This is a genomic window from Salipiger bermudensis (assembly GCF_019801965.1).
In the GTDB taxonomy this organism is placed as follows: Bacteria; Pseudomonadota; Alphaproteobacteria; order Rhodobacterales; family Rhodobacteraceae; genus Salipiger; species Salipiger bermudensis_A.
The window spans coordinates 283,502-296,181 of the sequence record NZ_JAHVIA010000002.1 but is presented as its reverse complement, the minus strand read 5'-3'; the positions used below and the strand labels follow the sequence as shown (position 1 = coordinate 296,181).

13 protein-coding genes and 1 tRNA gene are annotated in these 12,680 nt (G+C 67.1%); 9 read left to right on the top strand and 5 right to left on the bottom strand.

The features are described 5' to 3' along the window. The first annotated feature begins 96 nt into the window (after positions 1-96). From KUV62_RS05360 to arfB, 6 genes are all read left to right on the top strand, one after another. Positions 97-630, top strand: coding sequence for a thioesterase family protein (locus tag KUV62_RS05360; RefSeq protein ID WP_222602647.1), 534 nt, complete (start codon positions 97-99; stop codon positions 628-630). Between the two features lie 84 nt (positions 631-714). After that, positions 715-2,052, top strand: coding sequence for an MFS transporter (locus KUV62_RS05355; protein ID WP_222602646.1), 1,338 nt, complete (start codon positions 715-717; stop codon positions 2,050-2,052). Beyond that, positions 2,049-2,969 (top strand): penicillin-insensitive murein endopeptidase, encoded by a 921-nt coding sequence (gene mepA, locus KUV62_RS05350; protein WP_222602645.1) that lies wholly within the window; start codon positions 2,049-2,051, stop codon positions 2,967-2,969. The genes KUV62_RS05355 and mepA overlap by 4 nt, the downstream gene beginning before the upstream one ends. Next, the gene (locus KUV62_RS05345) at positions 2,942-3,853 is read left to right on the top strand and encodes an esterase-like activity of phytase family protein (protein WP_222602644.1); all 912 of its coding nucleotides are present in this window, start codon (positions 2,942-2,944) and stop codon (positions 3,851-3,853) included. Before mepA ends, KUV62_RS05345 begins: the two co-directional genes overlap by 28 nt. A gap of 66 nt (positions 3,854-3,919) precedes the next feature. Further along, positions 3,920-4,561, top strand: a complete 642-nt coding sequence (locus tag KUV62_RS05340; protein ID WP_222602643.1) for a queuosine precursor transporter — start codon at positions 3,920-3,922, stop codon at positions 4,559-4,561. A 341-nt stretch (positions 4,562-4,902) separates the two neighbouring features. After that, positions 4,903-5,325, top strand: a complete 423-nt coding sequence (arfB, locus tag KUV62_RS05335) for an alternative ribosome rescue aminoacyl-tRNA hydrolase ArfB (protein WP_222602642.1) — start codon at positions 4,903-4,905, stop codon at positions 5,323-5,325. Between the two features lie 63 nt (positions 5,326-5,388). Here the strand turns inward: arfB and KUV62_RS05330 are convergent, their stop codons facing one another. After that, positions 5,389-6,120 (bottom strand): L,D-transpeptidase, encoded by a 732-nt coding sequence (locus KUV62_RS05330; RefSeq protein ID WP_222602641.1) that lies wholly within the window; start codon positions 6,118-6,120, stop codon positions 5,389-5,391. A 201-nt stretch (positions 6,121-6,321) separates the two neighbouring features. On the opposite strand from KUV62_RS05330, the gene rimO reads away from it, so the two are divergent. Together rimO and KUV62_RS05320 are read left to right on the top strand one after the other, a co-directional pair. Further along, positions 6,322-7,686, top strand: a complete 1,365-nt coding sequence (gene rimO / locus KUV62_RS05325; RefSeq protein ID WP_222602640.1) for a 30S ribosomal protein S12 methylthiotransferase RimO — start codon at positions 6,322-6,324, stop codon at positions 7,684-7,686. Positions 7,687-8,134: 448 nt separating this feature from the next. Further along, on the top strand, positions 8,135-8,725 hold the full coding sequence (locus tag KUV62_RS05320; protein WP_222602639.1) for a thymidine kinase: 591 nt from the start codon (positions 8,135-8,137) through the stop codon (positions 8,723-8,725). A 212-nt stretch (positions 8,726-8,937) separates the two neighbouring features. On the opposite strand, the gene KUV62_RS05315 is transcribed toward KUV62_RS05320, so the two are convergent. From KUV62_RS05315 to dapF, 4 genes are read right to left on the bottom strand one after another with little or no spacing between them, the layout of a single operon-like run. Continuing rightward, complete coding sequence (locus KUV62_RS05315; RefSeq protein WP_222602638.1) at positions 8,938-9,633, bottom strand: CDP-alcohol phosphatidyltransferase family protein; 696 nt, start codon at positions 9,631-9,633, stop codon at positions 8,938-8,940. Positions 9,634-9,672: 39 nt separating this feature from the next. After that, positions 9,673-10,296 carry an FMN-binding negative transcriptional regulator gene (locus KUV62_RS05310; protein WP_222602637.1) on the bottom strand — a complete coding sequence of 208 codons (624 nt, stop codon included), beginning with the start codon at positions 10,294-10,296 and terminating at the stop codon, positions 9,673-9,675. Between the two features lies 1 nt (position 10,297). After that, positions 10,298-11,551 (bottom strand): tRNA (N(6)-L-threonylcarbamoyladenosine(37)-C(2))-methylthiotransferase MtaB, encoded by a 1,254-nt coding sequence (gene mtaB, locus KUV62_RS05305; RefSeq protein ID WP_222602636.1) that lies wholly within the window; start codon positions 11,549-11,551, stop codon positions 10,298-10,300. Continuing rightward, positions 11,548-12,387 carry a diaminopimelate epimerase gene (dapF, locus tag KUV62_RS05300; protein WP_222602635.1) on the bottom strand — a complete coding sequence of 280 codons (840 nt, stop codon included), beginning with the start codon at positions 12,385-12,387 and terminating at the stop codon, positions 11,548-11,550. Before dapF ends, mtaB begins: the two co-directional genes overlap by 4 nt. Positions 12,388-12,495: 108 nt before the next feature. On the opposite strand from dapF, the gene KUV62_RS05295 reads away from it, so the two are divergent. Then, positions 12,496-12,571 (top strand) — tRNA-Lys (locus tag KUV62_RS05295). Positions 12,572-12,680: the final 109 nt, after the last annotated feature.

Genomic DNA, 12,680 nt, shown 5'->3' with positions numbered 1-12,680 from the left:
GTAAGCATCCCCGCCCGCGAGGGCAATAGTGCCGCAGGGTCGTGGTTGACCTTCCGGCCGCGGCGCTTCCCTTTGGGCACAAAAGGAGATGCCCGCATGTACCCGTTCATCCGCATGGCCAAGGAGCTTTGGATCTCGCGCAACCAGCCGCCGCTGGAGCTCGGCGAGAGCCACATCTCCTACCACATCTGCTGGCCGTGGGATCTCGACCTGTGGAAGGAGCTCAACAACGGCCGCACGCTGACGCTCTACGATCTCGGCCGCATCCCGCTGGCACGGCGCTCGGGGCTGATCGGGGTGCTGCGGCGCGAACGCTGGGGGCTGACGATGGCGGGCGCGGTGGTGCGCTACCGCCGCCGCATCAAGCTGATGGAGAAGGTCGAGATGCGCTCGCGGCTGATCGGCTGGGACGCGCGTTTCATGTATCTTGAGCAGACCATGTGGAAGGCCGATGGCGAATGCGCCAACCACGCGGTCTATCGCGGCGCGGTGACCGACCGGAACGGCATCGTCACGATGGACCGGATCATGACGGCGCTTGGCCACGAGATCGAATCACCGGAGCTGCCTGACTGGGTGCAGAGCTGGCTCGCCACCGAAGACCAGCGCCCCTGGCCGCCGCAGATGTAGCGCCAGATGTAACGCCACGGGCCGATTTCGCCTTGCCCCCTGCCACGCCCGGCTGTTCTATCGCGCCGCGGACAGGAGGGCAGCATGACCGGACACGTGACACGCAAACGCATCTGGGGCTGGTTCTTCTTCGACTGGGCCAGCCAGCCCTACAACACGTTGCTGCTGACCTTCATCTTCGCTCCCTACGTCAAGGAACTGATGGGAGATGGCACCCAGGCACAGGCCGCCTGGGGCTTCGGCATCGCCGCCGCGGGCGTCGCTATTGCCCTGCTCGCCCCGATCCTCGGCGCGCTGGCCGATACCGGCGGCAACCGGCTGCGCTGGATCTGGGGCTTCTCGGGGCTCTACGTCCTGGGCTCGGCGATGCTGTGGTTTGCCGCCCCCGGCGACTTCAACCTGCTCTCGACGCTGTTCTTCTTCGCGCTCGGCCTCGTCGGCATGGAGTTCGCGACGATCTTCACCAACGCCATGCTGCCCGATCTCGGCCCCCGCGAGAAGATCGGCCGGATCTCGGGCAATGGCTGGGCCTTCGGCTACGTGGGCGGGCTGATCGCGCTGGTGCTGACACTTGGCTTCTTCGCGGAGAGTGCCACCACCGGGACGACCTTCCTCGGTCGCGCGCCCGCGCTCAGGCTCGACCCGGAAATGCGCGAGGGCACGCGCTTCGTCGGGCCGCTGACGGCGATCTGGTACGTGATCTTCATGCTGCCGTTCTTCCTCTGGGTCCGCGATCCGCGCAGCCACCCGGCACCGAAGGGGGCCGTCAAACGGGCGCTGACCGATCTCAAGGGCACGCTCAGGCGCCTGCCCGGGACGCCCTCGCTCTTCGCCTTCCTCGCCTCGTCGATGTTCTACCGCGACGCGCTCAACGGCATGTATGCCTTCGGCGGCATCTACGCCGCAGGCGTGCTCGGCTGGTCGGTTGTCGATACCGGGGTGTTCGGCATCATCGCGATCATCTCGGGGGCGCTGTTTGCCTGGCTCGGCGGCAAGGCCGACACCCGCTTCGGCCCCAAGCCCGTCATCACCGTCTGCATCCTCGTTCTGACCGCGGTGGCCGTGGGCATCGTTTCGGTCGAGCGCGACGCGCTCTTCGGCATCGCCCTACCCGAGGGGTCGCGCGCCGCCGATTATGCTTTCTGGCTCTTCGGAGCCACGATCGGTGCGGCTGGCGGCGTGATCCAGGCCGCTTCGCGGACCATGATGTGCCGTCAGGCCAACCCCGCGCGCATGACCGAGGCCTTCGGGCTCTACGCGCTGGCCGGCAAGGCCACCTCGTTCCTCGCGCCGCTGCTCATCGGGGTGGCAACCACCGTGAGCGACAGTCAGCGCATCGGGGTTTCGCCCATCATCGGCCTTTTCGTGATCGGCCTCGTTCTGCTACGCTGGGTGCAACCAGACGGAGACCGAGCAGAATGATCCGCACCCTGACCGCCCTCGCCGTGGCCGCGCTGACCCTCGCGGCCTGCGGCGAAGATCGCCCAGCGCCCAAAGTCACCGAAGCCGATCTGCCCCGTGTCACCGGGGTTCTTTCGACCAAGAGCGCCAAGAGCCTCTTCGGCGCCGAACAGGTGGGCTCGCCGCAGCGCGCCGCGTCCTTCGGCTCCTATTCCAAGGGCTGCGTGGCCGGCGCCGCGCAACTGCCCGAGACCGGCCCGACCTGGCAGGCGATGCGGCTCAGCCGCAACCGCAACTGGGCCCATCCAGAGCTGATCGACTACGTGCAGGATCTGAGCCGCAAGGCGGCGCAGCTTCCGGGCTGGAACGGGCTCTATGTCGGCGACATGAGCCAGCCGCGCGGCGGCCCGATGACCTCGGGCCATGCCAGCCACCAGATCGGGCTCGACGCGGATATCTGGATGCGCCCCGCCAACAATCTCTCTCTCAGCCGCACCGAGCGCGAGAACATCTCGTCGATCTCGCTGCGCCGCTCGGCGGGCGCCTACACCAACGACAACTGGACCCGCGCCCATCACGAGCTGCTGAAGGCCGCCGCCTCCGACCCGCGCGTGGCGCGGATCTTCGTTTTTCCCGGCGCCAAGGTGAAGATGTGCAACGACGAGACCGGCGACCGGTCGTGGCTGCGCAAGATCCGCCCCTGGTATGGCCATCACTACCATTTCCACGTGCGGCTCAACTGCCCGCCGGGCGCCAGCGGCTGCGTCAACCAGGATCCGCCGCCGCCGGGTGACGGCTGCGCCGATGCGCAGGCCTGGGTGAACAACATCCTCAACCCGCCGCCGCCCGATCCCAACGCGCCGCCGCCCAAGCCCAAGCGCGATCTCGTCATGGGGGACCTTCCGGCCCAATGCGCAACCGTACTCGCGGCGCAATAGGCGCGGCACTGGCGGCAGCGCTCGCCCTCGCCGCCGCGGCCAGCGGCGGCGAAGCCCGTTTCACCGCCAGCTTCACCTGGACACTCGACGACCCCGCCTTCGGCGGGCTCTCGGGCCTAGAGCTGTCGGAGGATGGCACCCGCTTCACCGCAATCAGCGACCGGGCGCATATCGTCTCGGGCACGCTCGAGCGCAAGGACGGGCGCATCGTGGCGGTGCGGTCCGGCCCGATCGAAGAGCTGATGGACGAACACGGACAGCCGCAACGCATCACGCGGGGCGATTCCGAGGGGCTCGCGCTCGGACCCGACGGGCGCGCCTTCGTCTCCTACGAGGGCATCGCCCGGGTCTGGGCCTATGACACGCCATCGCGCGCCATGCTGCTGTCGCGACCGGACTTCTTCCGCGGATTGCAGGCCAATTCCAGCCTCGAGGCACTCGCGATCGATGCGCAGGGCCGGCTCTATACCCTGCCCGAGCGCTCCGGCGAACTGACCCGCCCCTTCCCGGTCTGGCGCTACGACAACGGCCGCTGGACCGAGCCGTATCACATTCCCCGCCGCGGCGGTTTTCTCGCGGTCGGAGCCGATATTGGCCCGGATGGGCGCTTCTACCTGCTCGAACGCGAATTCACCGGCATCGGCTTCCGCAGCCGGGTCCGGCGCTTCGACATGACCGAGGATGCGCTGACCGAGGAGACCACGCTCTTCGAGAGCCACCTGCTTCGCCACGACAATCTCGAAGGCATCGCGGTCTGGCGCGACGCGGCCGGCGCGATCCGACTGACGATGATCTCGGATGACAATTTCAACTTCTTCCAGCGCACCGAGCTGGTCGAATACACCGTCCCGGAATCTCTTGCCTCGAGCCCTGACAGGCCTTAATGGGACCAATCCGCCGCGCCCGGCGCGGCCAAGTCCCCGCAACCTTGTCAAAACGGGTCGAGATACATGACGCGCAAACACCTTCCCGGCATTCTTGCCATGGCCGCCATCGTGCTGGCCTCCAACATCCTCGTGCAGTTCCTGTTCGGCCAGTGGCTGACCTGGGGTGCCTTCACCTATCCGCTCGCCTTCCTCGTTACCGACGTGATGAACCGCCTCTACGGCGCGCAGGCCGCCCGCAAGGTGGTCTTTGCCGGCTTCGTGGTCGGCGTGATCTGCTCGCTGATCGGCACCCAGATCATGCTTGAGGGCGACGGCTACACCTACCCCGCCGTGACGCTCCGCGTCGCCATCGGCTCGGGCCTCGCCTTCCTTACCGCCCAGATGATGGACGTGGCGATCTTTGACCGCCTGCGCGAGGGCTCGTGGTGGCGTGCACCGCTGGCCTCGACGCTGGTGGGCTCCGCCCTCGACACTGCGATCTTCTTCACCATCGCCTTCTCGGGCGCGCTGAGCTTCCTTGAGCCCGGCAACGATGTCAGCTGGGCCGGTGAAACCCTGCCGCTACTGGGCGCGGGCCCGATCGTGCCGCTCTGGGTCTCGCTGGGCACCGCCGACTGGCTGGTGAAGCTCGGCCTTGCCATCCTCGCGCTGGTGCCGTTCCGGATGATCGTTTCGAAGGCACTTTCGTCGCGGGCCATGGCCTGAGCTGCAAAAAACGTTTTGACGGTGTGCCTTTCCGTGGCACCCTGAAGATGCGTTTTATAACAGCTGAAAGGAGGTGATCCAGTGTCTAGAGAAACATTGGAGAGAGGTGTCGGAACAGCCCGGAGGATGATCTGCTAGGGCAGCCCCTGGCAAGAAATCCGATCGAGGTTGGCATTGCCTAACCGGCCCGCCTCCTTGACGTCTCGAATGGGTCACTCCACAGGCAGGGTGACCCATTTCCCATTTCAGACCGCCTCGCCCGGATCGCTCCGGGTGCAGCGCGACGCAGGGGCCGCCCGGGAGACCGTGGCGGCCCCCGCTTTTTGTGCTAGATCCTGCCCATGCTCGAGATAAACGACCGCATCAGCATCGAAGACTGGGAGATGACCGAACAGTTCATCCGCGCCTCCGGGCCGGGCGGACAGAACGTCAACAAGGTCTCGACCGCGGTCGAGCTGCGCTTCGAGGCCGAGCGCTCGCCCAACCTGCCGCCGGCGGTGAAGACCCGCCTGCGCAAGCTCGCCGGGCGGCGCTGGACCAAGGAGGGCGCGGTGGTGCTGCAGGTCGACGAGACCCGCAGCCAGGCGCGCAACCGCGAGATCGCCCGCGAGCGCCTCGCCGAGCTGATCCGCAAGGCGCTTGAGAAGCCCAAGCGCCGGATTCCGACCAGGCCGACCCTCGGCTCGAAACGCCGCCGTCTCGAGGGCAAGAAGCAGCGCGGCGAGGTCAAGGCCCTGCGCGGCAAGGTCGATCCCAGCAGCTGAGCCCGCGCCCAGCCGCCGCACCGAACCGTCGGGCCGCGCCCGTCAGGCCCGGCCCGCCCGTCCTTAGCCGCTGGCCTGTTCCGCCATCGCGACCAGCTCCGGCACCTCGGCCCCGTCGGTCCACTTGCCGGCCTCCTCCTTCTTCAGCACCACCACCTTGGTGCCCTTCTCGACCTGCTCGGCCAGGTAGATCACATCCTGGTTGAACATGCGGATACAGCCCGACGAGGTGGCGTGGCCAACGGTCCACGGGCTCGGCGTGCCGTGGATGCGGTAGAGCGTGTCACGGCCGTTCTTGTAGAGATAGAGCGCCCGCGCCCCGAGCGGGTTCTCCATGCCGCCCGGAAGGCCGTTCTTCACCGGCCCGTAGGTCTCGGGATCGCGGCGCAGCATGTTCTTGGTTGGCGTCCAGTAGGGCCAGTCGCGCTGGAACGGGATCACCGCCTCGCCCGAGAAGCCATAGCCCTGCGCCCCCACGGCGATCAGGTAGCGCATCGCCATGTCTTCACCCTGCAGGTGGTAGAGGAACTTGCCGCCCGGATCGACGACGATGGTGCCGGGCGCGAAGGGCGCGTGATAGGGCACCAGCTGGCGCTTGCGGAACTCGGTCAGGTACTTGTCGTCGACGGCCGGGATCTCGATGCCATTGTCGACCGTCGCGGCATACATCGCGCGGGTGTCGTCGCTGATCTCGCCAAGCTGGTTCGGCGGCAGCGTCGTGGCACAGGCGGCCAACAAGCTCGGCACGGCCAGCAGGGCAAGCGCCCGCAGCCGGAGACGGGTCAGTGCAATCATGGAAGTCCTCTCGTCCACTCGATCCCGCCGCGGCCCGGCCCGGGGCTGCGCCCCGCGCGAACCGAATGGATGTCCGTCGGTCCGCCCCGACCGGGCACGGCTTGGGATTTTTTCTGTTTTCTTCTTCCTAACCTCGTCCGATGGGCGCCGAGGTCAAGCAAACCCCGCAACAGGCTTCCCACGCAGCGATCCCTCGCTTATATGCGCGCCATGCAGAATCCCCCCGACCTGCGCCCCGACCTGGCGCGCGCCCGCATCTCCGAGACCAAACGCGACGGCCAGCCGACCATCGGCATGGTCTCCCTAGGCTGTCCGAAGGCGCTGGTCGACAGCGAACGCATCCTGACCCGGCTGCGCGCCGAGGGCTATGGCATCTCGCCCGACTACGCCGGCGCCGACGCGGTGATCGTCAACACCTGCGGCTTCCTCGACAGCGCCAAGGCCGAGAGCCTCGAAGCCATCGGCGAGGCGCTGAACGAGAACGGCAAGGTCATCGTCACCGGCTGCCTCGGCGCCGAGCCCGACTACATCACCGGCGCGCATCCCAAGGTTCTCGCCGTCACCGGACCGCACCAGTACGAGCAGGTGCTCGACGCGGTGCATGGCGCGGTGCCGCCGTCGCCCGATCCCTTCGTCGACCTGCTGCCGTCCTCGGGGGTGAAGCTGACGCCGCGGCACTACAGCTACCTGAAGATCTCCGAGGGCTGCAATCACGCCTGCAAGTTCTGCATCATCCCCGACATGCGCGGCAAGCTCGCCTCGCGCCCGCACCGCGCGGTGATGCGCGAGGCCGAGAAGCTGGTCGAGGCCGGCGTCAAGGAGCTGCTGGTGATCAGCCAGGACACCTCGGCCTACGGCACCGACTGGAAGGACCGCACAGAGAAGGCGCCGATCCAGTCGCTGGCCCGAGACCTCGGGAGCCTCGGGGCCTGGGTACGGATGCACTATGTCTACCCCTACCCCCACGTGCGCGAGATGATCCCGCTGATGGCAGAGGGCGGCATCCTGCCCTATCTCGACATCCCCTTCCAGCACGCCCATCCCGACACGCTGCGCCGCATGGCCCGCCCCGCCGCCGCCGCCCGCACCCTCGACGAGATCGCCGCCTGGCGCGCCGCCTGCCCCGAGATCGTGCTGCGCTCAACCTTCATCGTCGGCTACCCCGGCGAGACCGAGGCCGAGTTCCAGACCCTGCTCGACTGGATGGACGAGGCGCAGCTCGATCGGGTCGGCTGCTTCCAGTACGAAAACGTCGCCGGCGCGCGCTCCAACGCGCTGCCCGACCACGTGCCCGCCGAGGTCAAGCAGGAGCGCTGGGATCGCTTCATGGAGAAGGCGCAAGCCATCTCCGAGGCCAAGCTCGCCGCCAAGGTCGGAAGCCGCATGGAGGCGATCGTCGACCTGGTCGAAGAGGATGCCGCCACCTGCCGCACCAAGGCCGACGCGCCCGAGATCGATGGCAATCTGTTCATCGACGAGGGCCACGAGGCGCTGTCGCCCGGCGATATCGTGACCGTCGAGGTCGACGAGGCCGGCGAATACGACCTGTGGGGGCGGCTTGTCTGAGCCTGCCGCGCGTGGCCCGGGCCGCACCGCCGCTCCTGCGCAGGTGATTCGCACGGCAATACACACGTTATACGTGCATTTGAACGATTCGAAACAGAAGCGGGATAGCGTTAACACCCGGATTCGTCGCGCTTTCCGGACCTGTCAACACACCTGTGAGGATAGAGCGGATTTACGCTAGGTCAAACCGCGACCTAAGTGCTATAGTTACAGCATAGTTAAAGACACAGTTCGCGGGCCCGAAAGCTGCCCCGGGACGATCAGGATCAGGATCCGTCCGATCCTCGAGACTTCCGAATGACGGACCGCGAAACCTCTGATTTTGTGTAGACATTTCAGTCCAGAGAATGCTCCCGCCCCGCGGGGGCATTCTTTTGCGCCACGGTCTGCGCGCTTTCCCCCGCGACCCGCTTGCACCGATTGCGCCGCTGCGGCATGGCTCTGCGCCATGGCGAAGCTCTATTTCAACTACTCCACCATGAACGCAGGCAAGTCGACGCTGCTACTGCAGGCCGCGCATAACTACGGCGAGCGCGGCATGGAGGTCTATCTGCTGACCGCCCGGCTCGACACCCGCGCCGGCGAGGGACGGATCGGCTCGCGCATCGGCCTTGGCCGGGAGGCCGACACCTTCACGCCCGAGGACGATCTCTTCGCCCGCGTCCAGTCGCAGCAGGAAACCCGCACCCTGGCCTGCATCTTCGTCGACGAGGCGCAGTTCCTCACCGAGGCGCAGGTCTGGCAGCTGGCGCGCGTTGCCGACGACCTGAAGATCCCGGTGATGGCCTACGGACTGCGGGTCGATTTCCGCGGCCAGCTGTTTCCCGGCTCGGCGGTGCTGCTGGCGCTGGCCGACACCATGCGCGAGGTGCGCACGATCTGCCATTGCGGCCGCAAGGCGACAATGGTGATCCGGCAGGACGGCGACGGGCGCGTCGTCACCGCCGGCGACCAGGTGCAGATCGGCGGCAACGAGACCTACATCTCGCTCTGCCGCAAGCATTGGCGCGAGGCCGTCGGCGACCGCGCCCCGGACTAACCCGGCGCCGCGCCTGTTGCTCCCGCAGACAAGGGGGCGCTGCCCCCTCTTGGCGCTGAGCGCCAATTCACCCCCGAGGTATTTTGAAACCAGAGAAGACGGGAGGCGAGCGCCCCTGGCTTCTCTTCGTCAAAAATACTCCCGCCGGAGGCAGGCCGAAGATCGCGGCCGGGCGATATCGCCAGGTTTGGGCGGGACGGTCGTGCCCGTGCTCAGGGGCGACGCTGGGGGATCAGCTGCTGTACGATGCCAACGAAGATCAGGTAGAGCGAGGTGACCACCAGCCCCCAATGCGCCCAACTCTCCGGGTGGAAATCGACCCAGGCGGCCCAGCCGGCAAAGCCGGTCCAGGCCAGCGCGATCGGCAGCGACAGCCCGCGCCAGCGCCGGGTCCGTACCGGATGAATGAACTTCAGCGGCAGGAACATCGCCACCGCGAGCAGCGCCACAAGGATCAGGATCACCCAGAGCCCCGGCTTGATCGCAAACAGCACCAGGACCAGCATGTTCCAGCACCCCGGAAAGCCGTTGAAAGAGTTGTCATCGGTCTTCATCCGGCTGTCGGCGAAGTAGAGCGCGCTGGAATAGGTGATCATGATGATCGCGAACCATCCGGTCCAGCCCGGCATCAGCCCCGACTGGAACAGCGCGAAGGCCGGGATGAAGACATAGGTCAGGTAATCGATGATCAGGTCGAGCAGCACCCCGTCGAAGCGCGGCGCGTTGGTCTTGACGTCGTATTTCCGCGCCAGGGGGCCGTCGATGCCGTCGACGAAGAACGCCACCACCAGCCACAGGAACATCACCGACCAGTCTTCCTGTGCCGCCGCCAGCAGCGCCAGCATGGCAAAGACAGCGCCGGTCGCGGTGAGCATGTGGGTGAGCAGGGCTTTGGTCGCGATGGGCATTCGCCAGTCATGCCGCATGTGCGCGGCAAGCGCAAACGATCAGTCGCTCTCTGGTGGCGCCCGCATGAGCTGCGCCAACGCATCGAGCTCCTGCCCGATGCCGCCGCCCAGCGACCCGGCCGCCGCGCGCCGCGCCGCCTCGGGCTTGTTCTGCCCGAGCTTCCAGGTGCTGTCGACGCTCTCCAACTCGAGCCGGAACGGCAGGATCATGCGCAGGAGCTTGGTCCTTGTCTCCTCCGTCATCTTCTCCATGGTCCAGGGCGCCTTGGGCAGTCGCGCCTCGAAGAAGGCGGACTGTGCCGCGAGCAGGGGCTCGAGCGTCTCCCGTGGCAGCGGCACAAGCCGGCCGGTCAGGTGCACCGCCACGTAGTTCCAGGTCGGCACCTGGTCTGGGCCGAGACCGTACCAGTCGGGCGAGATGTAGCCATCCGCCCCGCTCACCGCGAGCCTCGCCGGCAGGCCGTCCCTGGCCGCGCGCGCAATCGGGTTGGAGCGCACGAGATGCAGATCCGCAGAGCCGCCATCCTCCGCGAGCAGGAAGGGCACGTGCGACAGCAGCGGCGCGCCCTCGGCCGAGACCGACAGCGTGCCGAAGGCGCGCTGCCGCGCGAAGGCGAGGCTCTCATCGCACTTGGTGCCGCGAAAGGTCGGGTTCGGGTGCATCTCAGGCCACGAGCCGCTGGCCGTGCTGGCCGGTGATCGTCGCGGTGACGATGGCACCCTCGGTCTGCGGGGTCGAGAGATCGACCTCGGTGAACTGCTCGGTGCGCCCCATCGTCGGGTTCTCCATCAGGATGCGATGGGTCACGCCCTGCTGCGCCGAGAGGTGACGCGCCACCGCGGCCTCGCCGGCCGCGCGCAGGCGAGCGGCGCGGGCCTTGATGGTGGTGCCGTCGACCTTGCTCGGGATCTTCGCCGCGGGCGTGCCCGGGCGCGAGGAATAGGGGAAGACGTGCAGCCAGGTCAGGCTGCACTCCTCGACGAGCTTCAGCGAGTTCTCGAAATGCGCCTCGGTCTCGGTGGGGAAGCCCGCGATGATGTCGGCGCCGAAGGTGATGTCGGGGCGCAGGCGGCGCGCTTCTTCGGTGAAGCGGATGGCGTCGTCGCGCAGGTGACGGCGCTTCATACGCTTGAGAATCAGGTCGTCGCCATGCTGCAGGCTGAGATGCAGATGCGGCATCAGCCGCGGCTCGGAGGCGATGGCGAGCATCAGGTTGTCATCGGCCTCGATGCTGTCGATCGAGCTGATGCGCAGGCGCGGCACGTCCGTCAGGCGCAGGATGCGCATCACCAGGTCGCCCAGCCGCGGCGCGCCCGGCAGGTCGGCGCCCCAGGAGGTCAGGTCGACCCCGGTCAGCACCACCTCGTTGAAGCCCTTCTGCACCAGCCGCTTGATCTGGTCGACGACAACGCCGGCGGGCACCGAGCGCGAATTGCCGCGGCCATAGGGAATGATGCAGAAGGTGCAGCGGTGATCGCAGCCGTTCTGCACCTGCACATAGGCGCGGCTCCGCGTGCCGAAGCCGTCGATCAGATGGCCGGCGGTCTCGGTCACCGACATGATGTCGTTGACCTGAACCTTCTCGGTCTCGCCGATGAAGCCGTTCGACAGCCCTGCCCAGGTGTCGGGCGACATCTTCTCGGAATTGCCGATCACCGCGTCGACCTCATCCATCGCGGCGAAGCTGTCGGGGTCGATCTGCGCGGCGCAGCCGGTGACGATGACGCGGGCGTCGGGATTCTCGCGGCGCAGGCGGCGAATCTCCTGACGCGCCTTGCGCACCGCCTCGGCGGTGACGGCGCAGGTGTTTATCACGACCGCATCGCCGACGCCGGCCTCCTCGGCCAGCGCCTTCATCGCCTCGGTCTCGTAGGCGTTGAGCCGGCAGCCCAGCGTGGTGAACTTGGGCGCGCTCATCGGGCTGCCTCCAGCCAGGCAGGCCCGAAGCTGCCGTCGAACACATGCGCGGTGGCGCCGGTCATCCAGACGCCATCATCGCGCCAGTCGATCCGCAGCGTGCCGCCGTCGAGCTCGAGCGTCACCTTGCGCCCCGTCAGCCCCCGCCGTGCTGCCGCAACCGCGGTGGCACAGGAGGACGAGCCCGAGGACAGCGTCACGCCGACGCCGCGCTCCCAGACCCGCATGCGCAGGTGATCCGGGCCGATCAGGCTCGCCACCTGAACGTTGGTGCGCTGCGGATAGAAAGGGTGATGCTCAAAGCGCGGCCCGAAGGCCTCGAGATCGATGGCCTCGGCATCCTCGACGAAGAAGGTGCAATGCGGGTTGCCCATGCCGGTCGCCACCGGCTTGCCCTCAATCGGCAGCTCCAGCGTATCCATCTCGGAGGCCAGCGGGATGTCCTGCCAGTCGAGCTGCGGGTGCCCCATGTTGACGGAGGTGAGCCCGTCGCCGGCGTCTTGCGCGAAGAGCTGGCCGCGCTCGGTGACGAGGGTGAGCCGGTCCTTGCCGCTCTCGTCCATCAGGAAACGCGCGATGCAGCGGGTGGCGTTGCCGCAGGCGCCGGCGGTGGAGCCGTCGGCGTTGTAGAAGGTCAGCTGCGCGTCGCCCTCGCCGGATTCGATCAGGGCGAGCTGATCGAAGCCAACACCGCGATGGCGGTCAGCGATGGCGCGGGCCAGACCCGGTGTCACCTCGATGGCGCGCGCACGCCCATCGAGCACGACAAAATCGTTGCCAAGGCCGTGCATCTTCATGAAGGACAGGGGTTCGCGCGTGTGTTCCATGGCGCGCATATACGCGCGTTGCGGCACCCTTTCCAGAGCCGCGAAAATTTCCTGTCAGAAATCTGTAAAAATGTGCTTGACCCCACCCCCCGTAATTTCTAGAAGCCGCCCCACAGTGGGCCGTTAGCTCAGTTGGTAGAGCAACTGACTTTTAATCAGTGGGTCGCAGGTTCGAATCCTGCACGGCTCACCACTGCACCGACATCGTCAGGGCAATCGCTTCCTTCGGGAAGATGCGGGCGATGTTGGGTATTCTTCCGACAGAGCGATCGCGAGCGCGCCGCAGGGCCTTTCCCGGCAGA

Excerpts from the sequence above, each read along its gene's own strand:
- KUV62_RS05360 (WP_222602647.1), top strand. The coding sequence starts at position 97 with ATGTACCCGTTCATCCGCATGGCCAAGGAGCTTTGGATCTCGCGCAAC.
- KUV62_RS05355 (WP_222602646.1), top strand. The coding sequence starts at position 715 with ATGACCGGACACGTGACACGCAAACGCATCTGGGGCTGGTTCTTCTTC.
- mepA (WP_222602645.1), top strand. The coding sequence starts at position 2,049 with ATGATCCGCACCCTGACCGCCCTCGCCGTGGCCGCGCTGACCCTCGCG.
- KUV62_RS05345 (WP_222602644.1), top strand. The coding sequence starts at position 2,942 with ATGCGCAACCGTACTCGCGGCGCAATAGGCGCGGCACTGGCGGCAGCG.
- KUV62_RS05340 (WP_222602643.1), top strand. The coding sequence starts at position 3,920 with ATGACGCGCAAACACCTTCCCGGCATTCTTGCCATGGCCGCCATCGTG.
- arfB (WP_222602642.1), top strand. The coding sequence starts at position 4,903 with ATGCTCGAGATAAACGACCGCATCAGCATCGAAGACTGGGAGATGACC.
- KUV62_RS05330 (WP_222602641.1), bottom strand. The coding sequence starts at position 6,120 with ATGATTGCACTGACCCGTCTCCGGCTGCGGGCGCTTGCCCTGCTGGCC.
- rimO (WP_222602640.1), top strand. The coding sequence starts at position 6,322 with ATGCGCGCCATGCAGAATCCCCCCGACCTGCGCCCCGACCTGGCGCGC.
- KUV62_RS05320 (WP_222602639.1), top strand. The coding sequence starts at position 8,135 with ATGGCGAAGCTCTATTTCAACTACTCCACCATGAACGCAGGCAAGTCG.
- KUV62_RS05315 (WP_222602638.1), bottom strand. The coding sequence starts at position 9,633 with ATGCCCATCGCGACCAAAGCCCTGCTCACCCACATGCTCACCGCGACC.
- KUV62_RS05310 (WP_222602637.1), bottom strand. The coding sequence starts at position 10,296 with ATGCACCCGAACCCGACCTTTCGCGGCACCAAGTGCGATGAGAGCCTC.
- mtaB (WP_222602636.1), bottom strand. The coding sequence starts at position 11,551 with ATGAGCGCGCCCAAGTTCACCACGCTGGGCTGCCGGCTCAACGCCTAC.
- dapF (WP_222602635.1), bottom strand. The coding sequence starts at position 12,387 with ATGCGCGCCATGGAACACACGCGCGAACCCCTGTCCTTCATGAAGATG.